The organism is Chryseobacterium sp. SN22 (genome assembly GCF_008329705.1).
Taxonomy (GTDB): Bacteria; Bacteroidota; Bacteroidia; order Flavobacteriales; family Weeksellaceae; genus Chryseobacterium.
Map to the genome: position 1 here is coordinate 1 of NZ_VTSX01000034.1, position 18497 is coordinate 18497.

18 protein-coding genes, 1 other RNA gene and 1 pseudogene are annotated in these 18497 nt (G+C 41.0%); 2 read left to right on the top strand and 18 right to left on the bottom strand.

Features of this window, described 5'->3' with window-relative positions; genetic code table 11:
- Positions 1-38: 38 nt before the first annotated feature.
- On the bottom strand, positions 39-392 hold the full coding sequence (locus FY557_RS18410; protein ID WP_149248703.1) for an MmcQ/YjbR family DNA-binding protein: 354 nt from the start codon (positions 390-392) through the stop codon (positions 39-41).
- A gap of 130 nt (positions 393-522) precedes the next feature.
- Here FY557_RS18410 and FY557_RS18415 point away from each other — a divergent pair, with 130 nt between their 5' ends.
- A complete protein-coding gene (locus FY557_RS18415; RefSeq protein WP_149248704.1) occupies positions 523-1179 on the top strand; it encodes an NAD(P)H-binding protein in 657 nt (218 codons plus the stop codon).
- Here FY557_RS18415 and FY557_RS18420 read toward each other — a convergent pair.
- From FY557_RS18420 to FY557_RS18480, 11 genes and pseudogenes are all read right to left on the bottom strand, one after another.
- Positions 1133-2084, bottom strand: a pseudogene (locus tag FY557_RS18420) (ADP-ribosylglycohydrolase family protein). The gene FY557_RS18415 and the pseudogene FY557_RS18420 overlap by 47 nt on opposite strands.
- A gap of 9 nt (positions 2085-2093) precedes the next feature.
- Positions 2094-2672 (bottom strand): glutathione peroxidase, encoded by a 579-nt coding sequence (locus FY557_RS18430; RefSeq protein ID WP_149248707.1) that lies wholly within the window; start codon positions 2670-2672, stop codon positions 2094-2096.
- A 22-nt stretch (positions 2673-2694) separates the two neighbouring features.
- Positions 2695-3357: an outer membrane lipoprotein-sorting protein gene (locus FY557_RS18435; protein ID WP_149248708.1), complete on the bottom strand. Its 663-nt coding sequence runs from the start codon at positions 3355-3357 to the stop codon at positions 2695-2697.
- A gap of 90 nt (positions 3358-3447) precedes the next feature.
- Positions 3448-4170: a 3-deoxy-manno-octulosonate cytidylyltransferase gene (gene kdsB, locus FY557_RS18440; RefSeq protein WP_149248709.1), complete on the bottom strand. Its 723-nt coding sequence runs from the start codon at positions 4168-4170 to the stop codon at positions 3448-3450.
- A 108-nt stretch (positions 4171-4278) separates the two neighbouring features.
- The gene (locus tag FY557_RS18445) at positions 4279-4788 is read right to left on the bottom strand and encodes a hypothetical protein (RefSeq protein ID WP_149248710.1); all 510 of its coding nucleotides are present in this window, start codon (positions 4786-4788) and stop codon (positions 4279-4281) included.
- Positions 4789-4873: 85 nt separating this feature from the next.
- Positions 4874-6127: a pyridoxal phosphate-dependent aminotransferase gene (locus tag FY557_RS18450; protein ID WP_149248711.1), complete on the bottom strand. Its 1254-nt coding sequence runs from the start codon at positions 6125-6127 to the stop codon at positions 4874-4876.
- Between the two features lie 438 nt (positions 6128-6565).
- A complete protein-coding gene (locus FY557_RS18460; protein WP_149248712.1) occupies positions 6566-8281 on the bottom strand; it encodes a phospho-sugar mutase in 1716 nt (571 codons plus the stop codon).
- 88 nt (positions 8282-8369) lie between these two features.
- Positions 8370-8981, bottom strand: coding sequence for a hypothetical protein (locus FY557_RS18465; protein WP_149248713.1), 612 nt, complete (start codon positions 8979-8981; stop codon positions 8370-8372).
- 7 nt (positions 8982-8988) lie between these two features.
- Positions 8989-9690: a GIN domain-containing protein gene (locus FY557_RS18470; RefSeq protein ID WP_149248714.1), complete on the bottom strand. Its 702-nt coding sequence runs from the start codon at positions 9688-9690 to the stop codon at positions 8989-8991.
- Position 9691: 1 nt separating this feature from the next.
- Entirely contained in the window at positions 9692-10642 is a 951-nt protein-coding gene (locus FY557_RS18475) for a glycosyltransferase family 2 protein (protein WP_149248715.1), read from the bottom strand.
- A gap of 17 nt (positions 10643-10659) precedes the next feature.
- Positions 10660-11259 carry a DUF4199 domain-containing protein gene (locus FY557_RS18480; protein WP_149248716.1) on the bottom strand — a complete coding sequence of 200 codons (600 nt, stop codon included), beginning with the start codon at positions 11257-11259 and terminating at the stop codon, positions 10660-10662.
- Between the two features lie 131 nt (positions 11260-11390).
- On the opposite strand from FY557_RS18480, the gene ffs reads away from it, so the two are divergent.
- Positions 11391-11488, top strand: an RNA gene (ffs, locus tag FY557_RS18485) — signal recognition particle sRNA small type.
- 101 nt (positions 11489-11589) lie between these two features.
- Here ffs and FY557_RS18490 read toward each other — a convergent pair.
- The 6 genes from FY557_RS18490 to gyrA all read right to left on the bottom strand — a co-directional run bounded on the left by FY557_RS18490 (position 11590) and on the right by gyrA (position 18424).
- Positions 11590-12276 carry a metal-dependent hydrolase gene (locus FY557_RS18490; protein ID WP_149248717.1) on the bottom strand — a complete coding sequence of 229 codons (687 nt, stop codon included), beginning with the start codon at positions 12274-12276 and terminating at the stop codon, positions 11590-11592.
- Positions 12277-12296: 20 nt separating this feature from the next.
- Positions 12297-12614, bottom strand: a complete 318-nt coding sequence (locus tag FY557_RS18495; protein WP_185151768.1) for a hypothetical protein — start codon at positions 12612-12614, stop codon at positions 12297-12299.
- A gap of 11 nt (positions 12615-12625) precedes the next feature.
- Positions 12626-13555, bottom strand: a complete 930-nt coding sequence (menA, locus tag FY557_RS18500) for a 1,4-dihydroxy-2-naphthoate octaprenyltransferase (RefSeq protein ID WP_149248719.1) — start codon at positions 13553-13555, stop codon at positions 12626-12628.
- A gap of 74 nt (positions 13556-13629) precedes the next feature.
- On the bottom strand, positions 13630-14466 hold the full coding sequence (locus tag FY557_RS18505; RefSeq protein ID WP_149248720.1) for a 1,4-dihydroxy-2-naphthoyl-CoA synthase: 837 nt from the start codon (positions 14464-14466) through the stop codon (positions 13630-13632).
- A gap of 301 nt (positions 14467-14767) precedes the next feature.
- Positions 14768-15805, bottom strand: coding sequence for a tetratricopeptide repeat protein (locus FY557_RS18510; RefSeq protein ID WP_149248721.1), 1038 nt, complete (start codon positions 15803-15805; stop codon positions 14768-14770).
- Positions 15806-15838: 33 nt separating this feature from the next.
- Positions 15839-18424, bottom strand: coding sequence for a DNA gyrase subunit A (gene gyrA, locus FY557_RS18515; protein ID WP_149248722.1), 2586 nt, complete (start codon positions 18422-18424; stop codon positions 15839-15841).
- Positions 18425-18497 lie beyond the last annotated feature (73 nt).

Here is an 18497-nt window from a genome sequence, read left to right on the forward strand (position 1 = left end):
TAATTATTTCCAGGCTTATTTTTTATGAAAAATTTATTTTAAGAATTTCCGATTTCTTCTTTCGCTTTTTTCGTCAGTGATTTGTAAATGAGTTCATATGAATGATCGATCATTTCAAAAATCAACTCTCTTTTTAAGCCGTCTAACAATAAGGAATTCCAGTGGGTTTTGTTCATGTGATAGGCTCCGGTAATCTGCGGATATTGCTCACGGAGCTCGCTGCTCCATTCCGGATCTGTTTTCACAGAGATTTGCAGCGGCTGCCTTTCCAGGGACATCAGCAGAAACATTTTTGTTCCTACTTTCATCACCAGTGTTTCATTGTCGAAAGGAAAGCTTTCAGTTACTCCTTTTTTGGCCAGGCAATAGTCTAAGATTTCGTTGGCATCCATATTTTGAATAATAAGTAATGGCTAATTAATTATGGGTAATAAATGATTTGTGAGAGGTAATATTTTTTACTTCAGGTCAAATTTAGTAAATTTAAGAAAGAAACATCATTCACCTTAAATTTCAATTAGTATGAAAGCTTTAGTTATCGGTGCTACGGGTGCCACAGGAAAAGATTTGGTCAATCAGCTGCTTCAGGATCAGGATTTCGATGAGATTAAAGTTTTTGTAAGAAAACCGATTGAAATTCAGAATGGTAAGCTGAAGGTGCATGTAGTGGATTTCGAAAAGCCGGAACAATGGAAAAATGAAGTAAAAGGCGATGTTGCTTTTTCCTGTCTCGGCACGACTTTAAAAGCAGCCGGAAGCAAGGCAGCCCAACGTAAAGTCGATTTCGATTACCAGTATGAATTTGCAAAAGCGGCCAAAGAAAATAACGTGGACGATTATATTCTGGTTTCTTCATACGGCGCTGACCCAAAATCCAAAATTTTTTATTCACGGATGAAAGGCGAGCTGGAAGAAGCGGTAAAGCAGCTGCATTTCAGCAAAATTACTATCTTCAAGCCGGGTATGCTGGAGCGGAAGGATTCCGACCGGCCGGGAGAAGTTTTAGGCAGCCGCATTATTAAGTTTGCCAACCGGTTGGGCTTACTGGAGAGCCAGAAACCGTTGCCTACAAGTGTTCTGGCCAAAGCCATGATTAATTCTTCTAAAATTAAAAGCAACGGCTATTCAAGCATTAAACTCGGAAATATTTTCTGTTTTGCAGAGAAAGGCAATGATTAATTTCAGATATTTTAAGTTTTGTCTGATTGATAACCTGTCTGATCCATTCGTATTCAGGCAGATTTTGCAGTTTCAGAATGAGTGGATGAGGAATATTTTCAGTTCCAATCAATGCACCTGCGATTTGTCCTGCGATCGAAGCGTTTGTATCGGTATTGCCACCTGCACTGATAATTTGCCTGAACATTTCTTCTAAGCCTAAATCTAAAATCTTTGTTGAACAATAAATAGCAAAAGGAACGGAATTCACTACAAAACCATTGGTTCCCAGTTGTGCCATTTCTGCAATCGATGAATTTGATCCCTTCTCATTAATTTGGATTAATCTGTCTCTTACGCCTGTATCAGGTAGTTCAGGAATAATAAGATCCAGAAGATTATTATTGCCATTCCATTCTGAATACAGGATAGCTTTTATTGATAAATAAACCGCTAAAGCACCGGCAAATGCTTCATCGTTTCTATGCGTGGCCCTACAGGCATCAAAAATATGCTGCCGGGTAACATCAGGGAAAAATGCGAAAGGAGCAATTCTCATTGCTCCGCCGTTTCCCGCGGCAAATTCTCCGGTCCTTCCAGCCTGGCTCCAATGGATTCCTGCTTCATTATCCAGAATTGCCTTAAGTGTAGAAGCCCCGATTCCTATTAATTTGTGGCTTCTGTAATATTCTGTAAATTTATTAATCAGATTCTCAGGAGTAATTACCCTCAGACAAAACTTCGCAGGTTGCCATGGTCATCTGCGTGTCATCCGTTATATACCAGCGCCTGGATCTGATTTTCTTTTCTCCCAAATAATAAATCTGCGAATCGTCGGTTTTAACTTCATTCTCATAGCTGCTCCCCCATGCATCTCCTATTGCTCCGCTGATGATACAAGATTCAAACCGATCCCAAAAGTTCATCAATACTATTTATTTCAGATACTTTGTAATGGCTTGATCCGTAGGCTTGGTGGTGCTTACGAAAGAATCAACCAGTTTTCCGTTTTCGTCAATTAAGAATTTGGTAAAGTTCCAAAGGATGGTTGTGTTTTTCACACCGTTTAGTTCTTTCTCCGTTAAATATTTAAAAATAGGCGCTGTATCATTGCCTTTTACAGATACTTTGGCTGCCATTGGAAATGTTACCCCATAATTTTTCTGGCAGAAGGCACCGATTTCTTTATTGCTGCCCGGTTCCTGGCCGCCAAAGTTGTTTGCAGGAAAACCTACCACAACCAGTTTGTCTTTATAGTCTTCCGAAACTTTCTCAAGATCGGCATACTGAGGCGTAAATCCGCATTCCGAAGCGGTATTCACAATAAGGATTTTCTTCCCTTTAAAATCGGCAAAGTTGATCTGCTTTCCCTCTTCCAGGGCATCAACTTTGAAATCATATATTGATTTTCCCATAAGTTCATTGGTTTTGGTTTTGGATGCATCGCTTTTCTTCTGGGCGCAGCTGTTGAAAAAAGCTACGACAGAAAGAAACATTAAAAACAATTTTTTCATAATTTAATTTAATTCTTTTTGATTAAAATTTGAAGGTATTGGCCGGAAATACTTTATTGATATCGATCCTGTTGATCAGCATAACATAATCGCCGTCTTTTTTGGTGCTTGAAGACTCTATTCGGAAAGGCATGGACAGATTCCCGATTTTTTTATAATCAGAATATACAAGCGTTTCATCTTTTTTTACTTCTTTCAGCAGCATATAGCTCCTTGTATCGAAATAATAGATGTTTTTATTGACATTTTTCGTCAGTTCCACTTTATGGCAGTAAATGTTTCCTATCTTTTCTTTTCCGAGGTATTTTGCTTCAAAACCTTTGTTTTCCCAGTCGATAAAATCATTGTCGAAACTTTCCGGAACATATTCGGCGTATTCCTGGACTTTGTTGGTTGCATAATTCATTGCATAACCTTTCGATCCGTCGTAGCCTTCAATCGCCGTATCTTTTCCTCCAATGGTAATTACGGTTTTGGTAAGATTCGGGCGTTGCTGGTAGATTTTGATCGGGTATTCGTCTTTCACACCCAGAATTACTTTTCCCTGAAGCAGTACGGAATTCAGCAGTTTCCAATTGGTGAGTCCTCCGGAAAGTTCGATATTTTTATCAATAATTTCTTTTGCCGTCTGAGCCAAACATAATTGGGAGCATACCAGGATAAATGCTAACAGTAATTTCTTCATTAATACTTTTTATAAATTCAAATATAAGGCTTTTTTAATTTGAAAAAAGGAGACCCCTATCACATTTCAAAATTATCTATCGGCAAATTTTCAGATTAACTTTCTCGCTTTTTCGAGATCTTCCGGTGTATCGATTCCCACGCCGACAAAACTGGTTTCTATCATCTTGATTTTCATGCCGTATTCCAGGTAGCGGATGCATTCTATTTTTTCGGAAATTTCCAAAGGCTTCATTTCCAGTCTTGAAAACTGGATCAGCGCGTGTTTCCTGAAAGCGTAAACGCCGATGTGCTTAAAATAATCGACCTCATAAGAAATCTCCCGGTGAAAAGGAATAACGGAGCGGCTGAAGTATAATGCAAAACCGTTGTTATCGGTAATTACTTTTACATTGTTTGGGTTTTCGATTTCTTCTTTTTCATGAAGCTTTATTTTTAAGGAAGCCAGGGAAATTTCCTGGCTTTCATCATTCCGGAAAACTTCGATCAGCTGTTGCAGAGGCTCTAATTTTAAAAACGGTTCATCACCCTGCACATTGATCACAATATCACAATCAATGTTCTGGACGGCTTCTGCGATCCGGTCGCTTCCCGTTTCATGCGGTCCGGTCATTACCGCTTTCCCGCCGTTGTTTACGATTTCATTAAAAATAATTTCCGAATCGGTCGCGACAAAAACTTCATCAAACAGACCGGTTTCTTCTACATTTTGATAAGTTGTTGTAATAACGGTTTTTTCCCCTAACATCTGCATCAGCTTGGCCGGAAAGCGGCTGGCTTCGTAACGTGCGGGTATTACTGCAATAATTTTCATTTTACAAAATATTGATGATGATTTATTTTAAATAATGTACTAAAAATATAATTCCGTAGATCCATGAAATATACAGGAATGAATAAAAGAATCCAAAACCGAAACTTTTTAATATGTTTCCTTTACAATACCTTGAATTTTAAACACCAAACGCAAAGCCCGGAAAAAAATCCAGTATAATGTAGCGGTAAACAGCAAAATAACAATCCAAAAGAAAACACCTAAAAAGTAAAGAAGAAAAACAAGCACAACTGAAAATAAAATCCATAAGATGACGGAAAAAATCAATTCTCCACATCCTGCTTCTCCTCCGAAACTGATATCCGGCAAATCGAAACTGTCAACTTTTGGCCGCTTCTTTTTGTATTCTGTTATTTTCTCCCGATTTACGATAGGCCCTATATTATCTTTTAGTTTTAGACCGTAGTAAAGTCCCAAACTGATAAACAAAAATAGGACAGCTGCTAAAATAGATGTTGATAAAATAGAATTCTGAAACAAGGACCGATGAGAACCGACTCCTGAAATCCAGACGCTCAAAACAACAAGTGTAACAATTACCACCGTAGAATAGCTCAGAAACCGGGTTTCAAGAAAATATCTTTGCAGAATCTTCATATTCTTCCAATGTAACAATTTAAAAATATAACAGTGTAACAATTGGTAAACTGCTACACTGCTAAATAGGTATATTATATTTTTATTATTTCAAAGCGTTCAAAGCATTTTCCAGCTTCGGCATCATGGCTGAAATTTCCCCGGTAGCCAAGCCACCAACAGAAGCTCTGAACCATGGCTCGGATTTTTCTTCTCCGAAAGCAGAGAAAGGAACCAAAGCAACACCTGCTTCATTGATCAGATAGAACACCAGATCAGAAGAATTTCCGATTACCGCTCCGTCAGGTCTGGTCTTACCGATATAATCCAGTTTAATAGTAAGATAAAGCGCGCCCATCGGTTCGATGCTGTCCACGGCAAGACCTTTTCCCCTCAGATCCTGGATTCCTCCGTGAAGAACTTTCAGGCTGGTTTCCAGCTTCCCTTTGAAATCTTCAACGAAAGCATTTACTTCTTCCGGGTTTTCGTAATATTTTGCCGTCGCTTCCTGCTCCGGTTTCGGTGCCCAGGCACCTACGTGCGTCAGAAGCGCTTTCATTTTATCCAGGATATGAGCCGGACCGAACCCCCAGCCTACACGCACTCCCGTAGCTGCCAGGCATTTGGAAATACCGTCGATGTATACGGTATATTCCTTCATTTCAGCGAACAGGGATACCGGATCTACATGCTCTGCCCCGAAGGTAAGGTTAGAGTAGATCTGATCATACATTAAGTACAATGGTTTTTCGTCTTCACTTCTTTTTTTGTTTTCTTCCAGGATCAGTTCGCAGATTTCCGAAAGCTGCTCTCTGGTGAACATCGTTCCGGTAGGGTTCAGCGGTGAACAAAGCGCTACCAGTACCGCTCCTGACAAATGAGGTCTCAGATCATCCGCCGTAGGAAGGAAATTATTTTCAGGCGTTGTTTTTACTTCAACTGCATCGGCAGAAGTAAGGTAAGCATAGTGGTTATTGTTCCATGAAGGAATAGGATATACCACCTTGTCACCTTCATCAACGATGGTCTTGTATACGGCATAGATCAAAGGCCTTGAACCGGCCGTGATCAGGATATCATTCGGAGAATAATCCAGGTTCCATCTTGTCTTTAAATCTTTGGAAACTTCTTTTCTTAAAGATAAAAGTCCGTTTGCAGGCGGATAATTTGTCAGGTTATTCTGATAAGCTTTCTGAATTTCCTCCTTCAGCTGGGCAGGAATAGGATAAATATTTGAATTCAGATCCCCAATCGTAAGATTGGCAATCTCCGCTCCTTTTGCCTTTAGATCATTTACTTCATTACCAATTTTTACAATTTCAGAACCGATCAGGTTCGCCGCTAATTTTGAAACTTTCACTTTTACTTTTATTTATTGTTACTATATTAATATTATAAGTTATTAATTATGAGTTATAAGTTTTTCTTACTTGTAATAATTATACTTCTTATTATTTTTAAAATCTCAGTCGCCGGATTTATAAGTCCGTCGAATTCTTCCTTGGTTATATAATCAGTAGCATATGACAGCTCAATTCAGTAGATTGATTCATCACATTCTTTTTGGGAAATGGATAGTTTATGAATAAAATCAGGCTTACTCTGAGCATTTAAGGGCTTCTCTGACATTGGCTCCAACAGAAGTGCCAGATCTTAAGAGTTACCTTGATGGAACATACTCCCTATTTTTTATGCTGAATTGCCTGTAAAATTTAACAATACTTACTGCAAATTCGAAACTCTTTGTTTTAATAATACTGTTACTCATCATTCATAATTAATAACTTATAACTTATTATTATGTCAACTGAAGGTCATTTTTCACCCGGTTGATTTTATCTTCCAATGATTTCTGTTGATCCCTGAAATCGGCTGCAGAAGCAAGATTTTCTTTTACCGAAATGTAGAATTTGATCTTCGGTTCTGTTCCGGAAGGCCTTACACAGACTTTTGTTCCGTCTTCGGTGTAATAGATCAAGACATTCGATGTCGGAATTTCGTTCATCACCAGTCTTTCATTTTTTGAAACGATGAAATTGGTTTGTTCTTTGAAATCCTTTACCTCTGCTACCGGCGAACCAGCCAATTGCTTCGGAGGGTTTTCGCGGAAATCTTTCATCATGTTCTGGATCTCTTCCGCCCCATCTCTTCCTTTTCGTACCAGGTTAACGAGACCTTCATAATACATTCCGGTTTCCTGGTAAATTTCGATCAGGTAATCGTACATGGTTCTTCCATTGGCTTTGCACCAAGCTGCGATTTCACAGGCAAGGACAATGCTTCCGCAGGAATCTTTATCACGAACGAAATCCCCCGTCATAAATCCGAAGCTTTCCTCTCCGCCACAGATGAACTTCTCCTTGCCTTCCACATCGCGGATCATTTTTCCGATCCACTTGAATCCGGTTAATCCTACTTTGCACTGTACACCGAATTTCCGGGCAATATCAAAGAATATATCTGATGTTACAATCGTTGAACCGATGAATTCGTTTCCGGTAATCCGGCCCTGTTTTCTCCATTCGTTCAGGATATAATAGGTTAAGATCGCATTGGTCTGGTTTCCGTTTAACAATTCGATTTCACCATCCAGGTTTTTTACGGCAATTCCCAACCGGTCCCCGTCCGGATCCGTTCCGATCACGATATCGGCATTGGTAATCTTGGCAAGATCCATCGCCATTTCAAGGGCGGCCGGTTCTTCAGGGTTTGGGGAATCAACGGTCGGGAAATTCCCGCTTGGGATCATCTGCTCCTTTACGAGGTCGATTTTCTTGAAACCTGCCTTTTCCAATGCTTTAGGAACAGTCGTATAAGTTGTTCCGTGGATGGAGGTAAAAACAATATTTAGATTTTCTTTTCCTACATTCTGATAGGTCGAATTTTCGATACAGGCATCGATATATACATCATCCTGCTCCTCTCCGATCCATTCGATCAGATCATCGTTTCCCTGGGATTTAATCTCACTGAACTGAACTGCAAGAACTTCTGCAATAATCGCTTCATCATGTGGCGGAACAATCTGCGCGCCGTCATTCCAGTATACTTTATATCCGTTATATTCCGGCGGATTATGGGAAGCCGTTAAAACGATTCCTCCGTGGCAGTGTTTGTCTCTTACCGTGAAAGACAATTCAGGCGTCGGACGATGGTCTTTGAAAAGCAATACTTTAATTCCGTTGGCGGTTAATACGTCCGCTACCAGTTTCCCGAATTCCTTAGAGTTATTTCTTACGTCATAAGCAATAGCCACTTTAATTTCTTCACCCGGAAACTGCTTTAACATATAGTTTGCAAGTCCCTGTGTTGCCTGGCCTAACGTGTATTTATTTAAACGGTTGGTTCCTACGCCCATAATTCCTCTCATCCCTCCGGTTCCGAATTCCAGCGGTCTGTAAAAGGAGTCTTCCAGATCCGGCGAATTGCCGTCAATTAATAATTGTACCGCACTTCTTGTTTCTTCATCAAATGATTCGTGCAACCAAAGTTTTGCTTTTTCTAATGTTGTCATATTTGTATTTTGTCTAGTTTATTGTAGGATGATGGGTGATGGATGATTAAAATTTCTAACGCCGCTCAAGCCTTATTGTTTATTATTTCTAATTTAAAAGTTCAATTTTTAAGTCAGGTAATCTTTTTTTCAGCTCAATGATTTTTAATTCAAGAGTATTCCGATCAAAAACAAAATCACCAAAAATTTCCCTGTTGATTTCAAAGTTTATGGCTGTGAAGTCTTCGGAGGAATCAGCTTCTGAAATTTCTTGAAAAACCGTTTTTCCATGTTCAAAAATAAAATGTCCAGATTTTTTATTCCAGACGGTTTTTAATTCACATTGATCCGAAACAGCATTGATAACTGCCATTCCGACCCGGCAAAATTCATCACCAACTTCAAGATGTTTTTTTTCATTGCTGCATGCTCCGATTTTTGTCATAACACATTCAGCTATTGTGAAATCCCATGACTTTTCCAGAGACATTCCTGCATTGTATTTCACATATATGGAATTAGACTGGGCACTAATGATTATTTCACTGCAATTATTATCGAAATATTCATCGATAGCATGACATAAAGCTCCATTTACAAGAGAATTCAAATTGTTTTCCTTAAAACAATCTTCAAAATACATTTTAGGACGAAGCCTTACATGATCCATCGGATCAATAGCGATTAATGATTCTACTTTGTATATTTTTTTCTCTTCCACTTCCTGTTTACTCTAATTTCTTATTCTCCACACGAGTATCTTTATCAATCTTAAAGGCCCGAACCGGATCATTGTAATAAGTAAATTTTGCCGTATTCTGAACATGACCTTTCAAGGAATCTTTGACATTTACTTCTGCATAGTTTCCGTTTTTGGACTCGATGTTCAGGTTTTCGATTTTCCAGTACGGAGCGATCAGGCTGGCCGTATCGGAAATTTTAATCACGGCATCTTTGGTCTGCCCGAGAAAGTTGGCCCTGCTGCGGTTCAGCATTTCCACTTCTGCCCTACGTGTATTTACCGAACCCATAAAAGTAGCAAAATTCTTTAAATTAAGCCTAAAATTATCGGTCTTAATTTCACTGGAAATGTTCATCTCTACCGAATCGGAAATGGCCACTTTTTCCAGATTGTATTTGGAGTAAATGGTGACATTATAAAAGTCCACACCTTTGGTTCCGCGTTTTTCTCTGATGGTTAAAGTTTTATCATCCACTTCAACCTCAAGGTTATCCGCTACATTAGGATAAGTCTCAATTTCAACAAAGTTTTTGTTCCCTCTCGCATAAAACACCCGGAATTTTCCTTCCAGATTGAGGTTTACAAACTCAGGTACATCTACATCTTTCCGCTCGATGTTGCCTTTTGGAGAAACTTTACCGCAGGAAACCAAGGCAAAAACCGCCATGGCGTAAAAAATATTCTTCATGTTAAATCACTTCATCAATATTATAATTCTTATGCTCCCGGTTGGTCCGGATGATCATTTCCCCTAAGAATCCCGCTACAAAAAGCAGGGTTCCCATAATCATCATGGTCAGCGCGATGAAGAACCATGGATTGTTGGTAATCAGATGTCCGTAAATTCCCCTGGCTACATCAATAAGCTTAGAAAGACCCAGCCAGAGTGCCGAAAGAAATCCGACAATAAACATCAATGTACCCACGGCTCCGAAAAAGTGCATCGGCCTTCCGCCAAAACGGCTGACAAACCAAAGGGTTACCAGATCCAGGAAACCCCGGATGAACCTTTCGGTACCGAATTTTGAAGTTCCGTAAGGGCGGGCCTGGTGGCGTACTTCTTTTTCCGTAATCCTTCTGAATCCTGCATTGGCGGCCAGAACCGGGATGTAGCGGTGCATGTCTCCGTATACATCGATCGATTTTACCACCTGTCTTTTATAAGCTTTCAACCCGCAGTTGAAATCGTGCAGGTAAACCCCTGAAACTTTTCTCGCTGCTGCATTGAACAGCTTGGAAGGAACGTTTTTCGTCATCACGTTATCAAAACGCTTCTTTTTCCAGCCCGAAACGATGTCGTAATTTTCATTGATGACCATGGTATACAATTCCGGTATTTCTTCCGGGAAATCCTGTAAATCAGCATCCATCGTGATGATCACATCACCATTGGTGCGCTCAAAGGCGGCATGCAGCGCCTGGGATTTCCCGTAATTCTTGGAAAATTTAATCCCGTGGATCTGAGGATGCTGAACTTTCAGGTTCTCAATAATGCTCCACGACAAATCCGTGCTTCCGTCATCTACAAACCAGATTTCGTACGATAAACCGTTTGACCGGCAAACGTTATCAATCCTGGAAAAAAGCTCCTCCAGAGAAGCTTCCTCGTTCAGTAACGGAATAACTATAGATAAATTCATTTAATTTTAATAAAAAATTATTCTTGATTCTGCTCTTCCTGATAGATCGTTTTCGTTCTGAAAAACGCTCCGAAAAACAATGACAAAACTACGTAAAATATAAGTATTGCCGCAAAATATCCTGAAAAATGACTGGCCGTAAGCATATCTTTTCCTTTTACGGCGTCCGGTGAGAAACTCGGAAGCCTTTCTTTGTATTTCTGATCCAGCTCGTCGATGTCTTTCTGGTGCTTCAGAATCTTTCTTGCCGACTGGTATTCCTTGTCCATTTCCGATTTCTGGCGGGTCACATATTGGTAGTTCAGCAGCTTTTTGGCATCGGTATCCACGAAATTTAAAAATAAATAAATACTGAAAATGGATAAAATACCTCCGATAAACATCGGGACGAATGCCCTTTTAAAAGCATCTCTGAAGCTCACTACCCGATGGCTGCTCCAATAGGATTTTACCGACCAGAATGCGGTTCCGGCATAAATGATCGGCAAGACGAAAGCATTGGCTTTCAATGAAATATCAAAATAGTTAACTCCTGAGAAGAAGTAATACACTACGAAAAAAACGATCATCGTAGCGCCAAACAGTAAAATTCCTAATGTGGAAGTGCTTTTCGTCATATCTAAATTTTTAGAAAATTTTTAAAAAATTATCAGCCTGAATTTCAGCAAACTACCGTCAACAGTCTGTTTTTTCAATTAATTTTCTTTAATAATGTTTTGAGTTTTGTAAAATATTCCTACCTTTGCAACGGCAAGTCCTAAACAACCAGCTCCTGAGAATCCTCCAGGGTGGGAACGCAGCAAAGGTAATTGGTCGTAGCGGTGTGATTTAGGTAGCTTGCCATTTTTTTTTGGTTTTAAGTGAAGAGAGGTAATTTGAAAATTATCTTTTTTTGTTTTTAAACCCTTCAGCATTCCCATTTTCAAATTACCTTTTCAATATTCTATTTAAAATTCGAACGTTTCACCCAGTTTCGGTAAAACAAGTTCTACGTTTTTGTCTGTAAAATGTTTCACTGCACTCTCATGATTGATCTCAATCGCAGGGAAAGTATCAAAATGGCATCCGATTACTTTCGGTGTCTTTAATAATTCAGTCGCTGCAAAAGCTGCTTCTTCAGGACCCATAGTATAGTGGCTCCCAACCGGAAGGATCGAAAGGTCTAAATTGCCATATAATCTCGGAAACAGTTCCATATCCGCCATGACACCGGTATCACCTGCCATGTACAGGTTTTTTCCCTCAGGAAGCCTGAAAATATATCCTACAGGAACGCCGCCATAGCTTCCGTCCGGGAACGAACTTGTATGGTGGGCCGTAACCATGGAAATCTTAAGATCGCCGATTTTTGCCGACCCTCCTAAGTTCACATCGTCCGTGTTTTTCGCATTTTTAAAATACCCGCAGATTTCCGGAACGGCAATCACTGTTGCTTCAGGGTGGTGCTGCAGTACTTCTTCCACGTCGGCAATATGGTCTCCGTGCGCATGCGTCAGTAAGATATAATCGATTTTCTGAGCCGAAATATCGAATCCGGATTCGGCTTTTTTGTAGTTGTAAAAAGGATCGGACAAGATCGTTTTGTCTTTATAAGTGAACAAAAAACAGTTTTGTCCCAGGTATTGTATTTTCATTTTTTAATTAATTTTAAAATTTATGGAGTTATAACACGTTCAACTTTTACTGACACCCCGCTGTAGTAGTAAATCAAATACAAACAACAGGCAATAATAAGGCATTGAAATACAAGAATAAAAATATTGGAGTTTATCATTTGTCTTAATATAAGGTAAGAAACAACCAGGTCAACCATTAAAATTATTCCTAAAACAACCGGTGTCACGGCAATTTCGGATAATGTAAGCTCACCGAACAGCAGTTCTTTTATTAAGATGAAGAAAAAGCCTACGGATGCAATTACCGATAAATAAGAAGCACCGGTATAGCTTTTATTTCTCATTTTCAGCTTCACCGCTTTACATTTTAATGGAACAGATTCAGTCCGGCTGCCGTAAGAACAGCAATCATCAAGGTAATCATCCCCACCTGTTTCAGAAACGGATCAAGTTCTCTGGGATTCTTTACCGTCATAATGTTTCTTCTGATTCTCATTAAAGGAAGCATCAGGATCATGACAATAAAAACGTAATAATTCTGCGTCTGGAAAAACCCGTTTATGCCTAAAAACATCAGAATAAAAATCAAAGGAAGATTAAGCAGCACCATTTCGTAAATCATCGCTTTTTTAAAGCCGATGCGAAGGGCAAAACTGTTTTTCCCGGATAGTTTATCGCTTTCGATATCCCGCATGTTATTCAGGTTCAGTACCGCCATGCTCATCATTCCGATGGCCGCTCCCGGCAGCAGCACGTCCCAGCTGAACGATTTCGTAAACAGGAAATAACTTCCGCAAACGGAAACCAGCCCGAAAAAGATAAATACGAAAACATCCCCCAACCCCATGTAGCCATAAGGTTTTTTTCCTATCGTATACCCTATTGCAGCCAGGATACAGGCAATCCCCAAACCGATGAAAATATAAAATTCATTCATATAATCCGGTATAAACGCCAGATATAGGAGCGCAACGGTCGCCATAAAAGACAATACGGAAAATAAGATCACGGCATTTTTCATCTGTTGGGCTGTAATCCGCCCGGAGGCTACGGCTCTTGCTTCCGCTTCGGCAGCCCTTTTGGTATCTGTTCCTTTAATTCCGTCGCCGTAATCGTTGGCGTAGTTGGAAAGCACCTGGTAAAGTAGAGTCACCACCAGGGCGAGTGCAAAGATTCTCCAGTCCCAGGTTCCCCCTTCATTGTAAAGTCTCCACCGGGCAATAAAAGATCCCATGATAATTCCGCTTAAGGAAAGCGGCAATGTTCTAAGCCTTGCGGCTTTTATCCAATCTGTCATAGTTTATGAGTAATGGGCAATGGGTAATCGGTAATAGAAATATTGCTTATTACTGATTACTCATTACTTATATTTTAAGATATCCATTGGTCTTCTCCGAAGTCCGGCTTTCTTTTTTCAAGGAACGCATTTCTTCCTTCTTTTGCCTCTTCCGTCATATAGGCAAGACGCGTTGCCTCACCGGCAAATACCTGCTGGCCTACCATGCCGTCATCGGTAAGGTTCATGGCGAATTTCAGCATCCTGATCGAGGTCGGTGATTTGGCCAGAATTTCCTGGGCCCACTCATAAGCGGTATCTTCCAGTTCGGCATGAGGAACCACTTTATTCACCATTCCCATTTCAAAAGCTTCCTGAGCGGAATAATTTCTGCCCAAAAAGAAAATCTCGCGGGCCTTTTTCTGTCCGACCATTTTTGCCAGATAAGCAGAACCGTAACCACCGTCAAAACTGGTTACATCGGCATCCGTCTGCTTGAAAATCGCGTGCTCTTCACTGGCTAAAGTTAAATCGCAAACCACATGAAGCGAGTGTCCTCCACCTACGGCCCATCCCGGTACCACCGCAATGACTACTTTAGGCATAAAACGGATCAACCGCTGAACTTCAAGAATATTTAACCGGTGTCTTCCATCCTCACCTACATATCCCTGATGTCCTCTCGCCTTCTGGTCTCCCCCGCTGCAGAATGCCCAGCCTCCGTCTTTAGGGCTTGGCCCTTCTCCTGAGAGCAATACCACGCCGATGGAAGGATCTTCGTAGGCATCATAAAAAGCATCGTACAATTCTGAAGTTGTCTTGGGTCTGAACGCATTACGGATTTCCGGTCTGTTGAAAGCGATTCTCGCTACCCCGTTGGATTTTTTATAGGTAATATCTTCGTATTCTCTGGCGGTTTTCCACTCGATCATTTTTGTAATAATTTTCCCCAAAGATACGGAATTGGAAAGAATTTTAACATGGATTTCCCAGGATTAATCCTGAAAGTTTCCGGTTTTTTTATGCTGGATGCGATTGATACCAAACGCTTGTCTATTGGACTAAACTTGAACACGGAGCGCACGAAGCTTTTTTAATACCGGACATATTTGAGTTTCATCAACTCTAAACTTTAAACCTGAACAGCACAATCTATTGTTTACTTCATTTTAACCAATAAAAAAACCGGAGCATTATGCTCCGGTTGATATATAATTTCTTAGTATTCTGAAATTACTTAGCCGGCTGCTTTGCCTGAAGTTCTGCTTCTTTAGCTTTCATTTCATTGGCTTTGGCGGTATTCCTTGTGGTATTGTACATATCTTTCAGGGTCTGTACAGCATTGATGTCGTTCGGCATGGCCTGCATCCATTTCTCCGCATAAGGAATCGCTTTGTTGAACCTTTCCTTTCTTGCTTCGATCAGTTTGGTAGCATCGTCCGGTTTTGTCTTTCTCAAAGCGTTGATTTCGGTTACTGCTTTTTCATCATCACCGATAGCCGTATATACCAGGTTCTGGTAAGCATTCGAAAAATCAGGCTTCAGTTCGATTGCCTTCTGGAAAGAAGCCATTGCCTCGTTGGTTGTTGCCGGATTTTTTGCCTGAAGCACCCCTAAGTTGTACCAGTTGGTGGCATCGTTAGGATTCTTCGCTAACTGCTCTTTCAGGTTCTGCATAAATTTATCCGTATTTCCGGATGCATACAGCGCACTTCCCTGATATTCTTTCAACTTGGCACTGTTCGGGAATTTAGCCAATCCTTTTTCGATGAGAGCCAAAGCTTCGTCATTCTTTTTAGCATTGATCAGCAAAGTGGATAATGTTTCATACAGATCCTGCTCAACGCTTGGTGACTGCTCGGTTTTGAAATCCGAATAGTCTTTTGAAGAGGTTTTCTTCAAAAGGTCCCACGTATTTTTATCATAGCTGGCCACCTGTCCTGTTTTGTTATCCTTCGCGGTGTAAGTGGTTTCAACACCAGTATACCCGGAATTGATCAGGTCCGTATATATTTTTGTAGCCTGAGGAATATCATTAGCCAGCGCATAATTCAATCCTGCATAATACATATATACTTTATTGTCCTGTCCGCTTGTTTTCAGGATGTTATACACATCCATAAACTTAGGAGCTGCCACTGCGTAATTTTTCGCATTGTATGCGTCCATTGCAGCTTTATTGGCTTCCTGGAGCTTAGCGTTAACATCATCTTTCTGTCCGAAAACAAAGGCAGATGCTACGAAAGCCATACCTAAAATCAGCTTTTTCATAATCACTATTTAATATTAATTGATATTCTTTTTTTATTCTTCGTCAGGGCTTTGCTGCTCTTCCTGTACACCGGCATTTTCATCAGGGAAAAGTTCCCCGGTTACCTGTACTTCTTCGGAGCCGGCTTCTCCTGCAATTTCTTCATCTATGATTTCCTCTTCCACTTCCTTATCCATTTCTACTTTTGCAATCGCTGCAATTTCGTCATTTTTCTTAAGGTTGATGAGTTTTACGCCCTGGGTATTTCTACCCATTACCCTCATTTCGTTCATATTCATCCGGATGGCAACTCCGGATTTATTGATGATCATCAATCCGTCCTCATCAGTTACGTTCTGGATAGCGATAAGGTTTCCGGTCTTTTCGGTGATGTTCAGGGTGATTACCCCTTTTCCGCCTCTGTTGGTTTCCCTGTAGTCCAATACGGCCGTTCTCTTGCCGTATCCTTTCTCAGATACCACAAGAACGGTTTCCGTTTCAAGGTCGTTCACTACAATCATTCCTATTGCTTCATCGTTTTCATCCATGCTGATTCCGCGAACCCCGATAGACCCTCTTCCTACTTCTCTTACTTTTTCTTCCGGGAAACGGATACATTTACCGTTTTTGGTCGCGATCATGATCTGAGAGCTTCCGTTGGTAAGATAAGCCCCTAACAACTGGTCATTATCTCTGATTTCAATGGCATTCACCCCATTTACCCTCGGTCTGGAATAGGCTTCAAGGGACGTTTTCTTGATCGTACCGTTTTTGGTTACCATCACAACGCTCATCTGGTTCACGTATTCGGAATCTTTCAGGTTGTTGGTTCTGATGTATGCTTTGATCTTGTCGTCCGGCTCAATATTGATCAGGTTCTGTACCGCTCTTCCTTTTGCCGTTTTGGAGCCTTCCGGGATCTCAAATACCCTCAGCCAGTAGCATCTTCCTTTTTCGGTAAAGAACAGCATATACTGGTGGTTGGTAGCCGATACGATGTATTCCAGGAAGTCGGCATCCCTTGTGGTGGCCGCTTTGTTTCCTACACCGCCCCTGCTCTGGATCTTATATTCGGAAAGTGAAGTCCTCTTGATATATCCGGCGTGGGAAATCGTAAGCACCACCGATTCGTTCGGGATAATGTCTTCGATAGACATTTCACCGCCTGAATAATCGATTTCGGTTCTTCTTTCATCGCCGTATCTTTCTTTTACTTCAATTAATTCGTCTTTGATGATCTGGAATCTTCTCGGCTCGTTGGCAAGGATGTCCTCTAGATTTTCAATTTCTTTCATGATGGCATCATACTCATCACGGATCTTATCCAGCTCCATACCTGTAAGACGGGCAAGACGGAGATCAAGGATAGCCTGTGCCTGAAGCTCGGAAAGTTCAAATGCCTCGATCAGGCCTTCTTTTGCCGCCTGCGGATTGGAAGAGTGACGGATGATGGAGATCGCCCGGTCCAGGGAATCCTGGGATCCGATTACTTTCATGAACCCTTCAAGGATGTGCGCTCTTTCTCTTGCTTTTCTAAGCTCGAACTGCGTTCTTCTTACGATCACTTCATGCCTGTGCTCCACGAAATGGTGGATAATGTCTTTCAGGTTCAGCTGTTCCGGTCTTCCGTGAACCAAAGCAATATTGTTTACACTGAAAGAAGTCTGAAGTGCGGTATATTTATATAATAGGTTCAGGACTACGTTAGGAATCGCGTCATTTTTCAGTTCGTAAACAATACGAAGCCCTCTCCGGTCGGATTCGTCCCTGATTTCGTAAATCCCCGGGATTTTGTCTTCCTTCACCAGATCAGCGGTCCTGGCGATCATTTCCGCTTTGTTTACCTGATACGGAACTTCGTTGACGATGATGGCATTACGGTTTCCGATTTCTTCGAAAGCCACTTTAGCCCGAAGCACGACTCTTCCTCTTCCGGTATGGAAAGCATCCCTTACCCCGTCGTATCCGTAAATGATTCCGCCGGTCGGGAAATCGGGAGCAATGATGTGCTGCATCAGCTCATCGATGGTAATTTCTTTATTGTCAATGTAAGCGCAGATCGCATCTACGGATTCCGAAAGGTTGTGCGGCGCCATATTGGTCGCCATCCCTACGGCAATACCGGAAGTCCCGTTTACCAAAAGGTTGGGAATTTTAGAAGGCAGAACCGTGGGTTCCTGTAAACTGTCGTCGAAGTTGTTCTGGAAATCTACCGTTTCTTTATCTAAGTCTGAAAGGATCTCATCGGAGATTTTTTTCAGCCTTGCTTCGGTGTAACGCATGGCTGCAGGCGGATCGCCGTCCATGGAACCGAAGTTACCCTGGCCGTCTACCTGAGGGTAACGGAGGCTCCAGTCCTGGGCCATCCTTACCATCGCATCATATACAGAGGAGTCTCCATGTGGGTGGTATTTACCCAAAACGTCTCCAACAATTCTCGCAGATTTCAGATATTTTCTATTAGAAAAAACCCCTAATCCATACATACCGTAAAGCACTCTTCTATGAACGGGTTTCAAGCCGTCTCTTACATCCGGTAACGCTCTGGAAACGATAACCGACATCGAATAATCGATATAAGACGACTTCATTTCATCAACAATGTTGATAGGAATCAGTCTTTCTCCTTCTTTTTGCATAAACAAATTTATTATAATGATATTCAGACCCTTAGCTGTACGTCTGAAAATTATTTATTCCCCTTTTTTAATA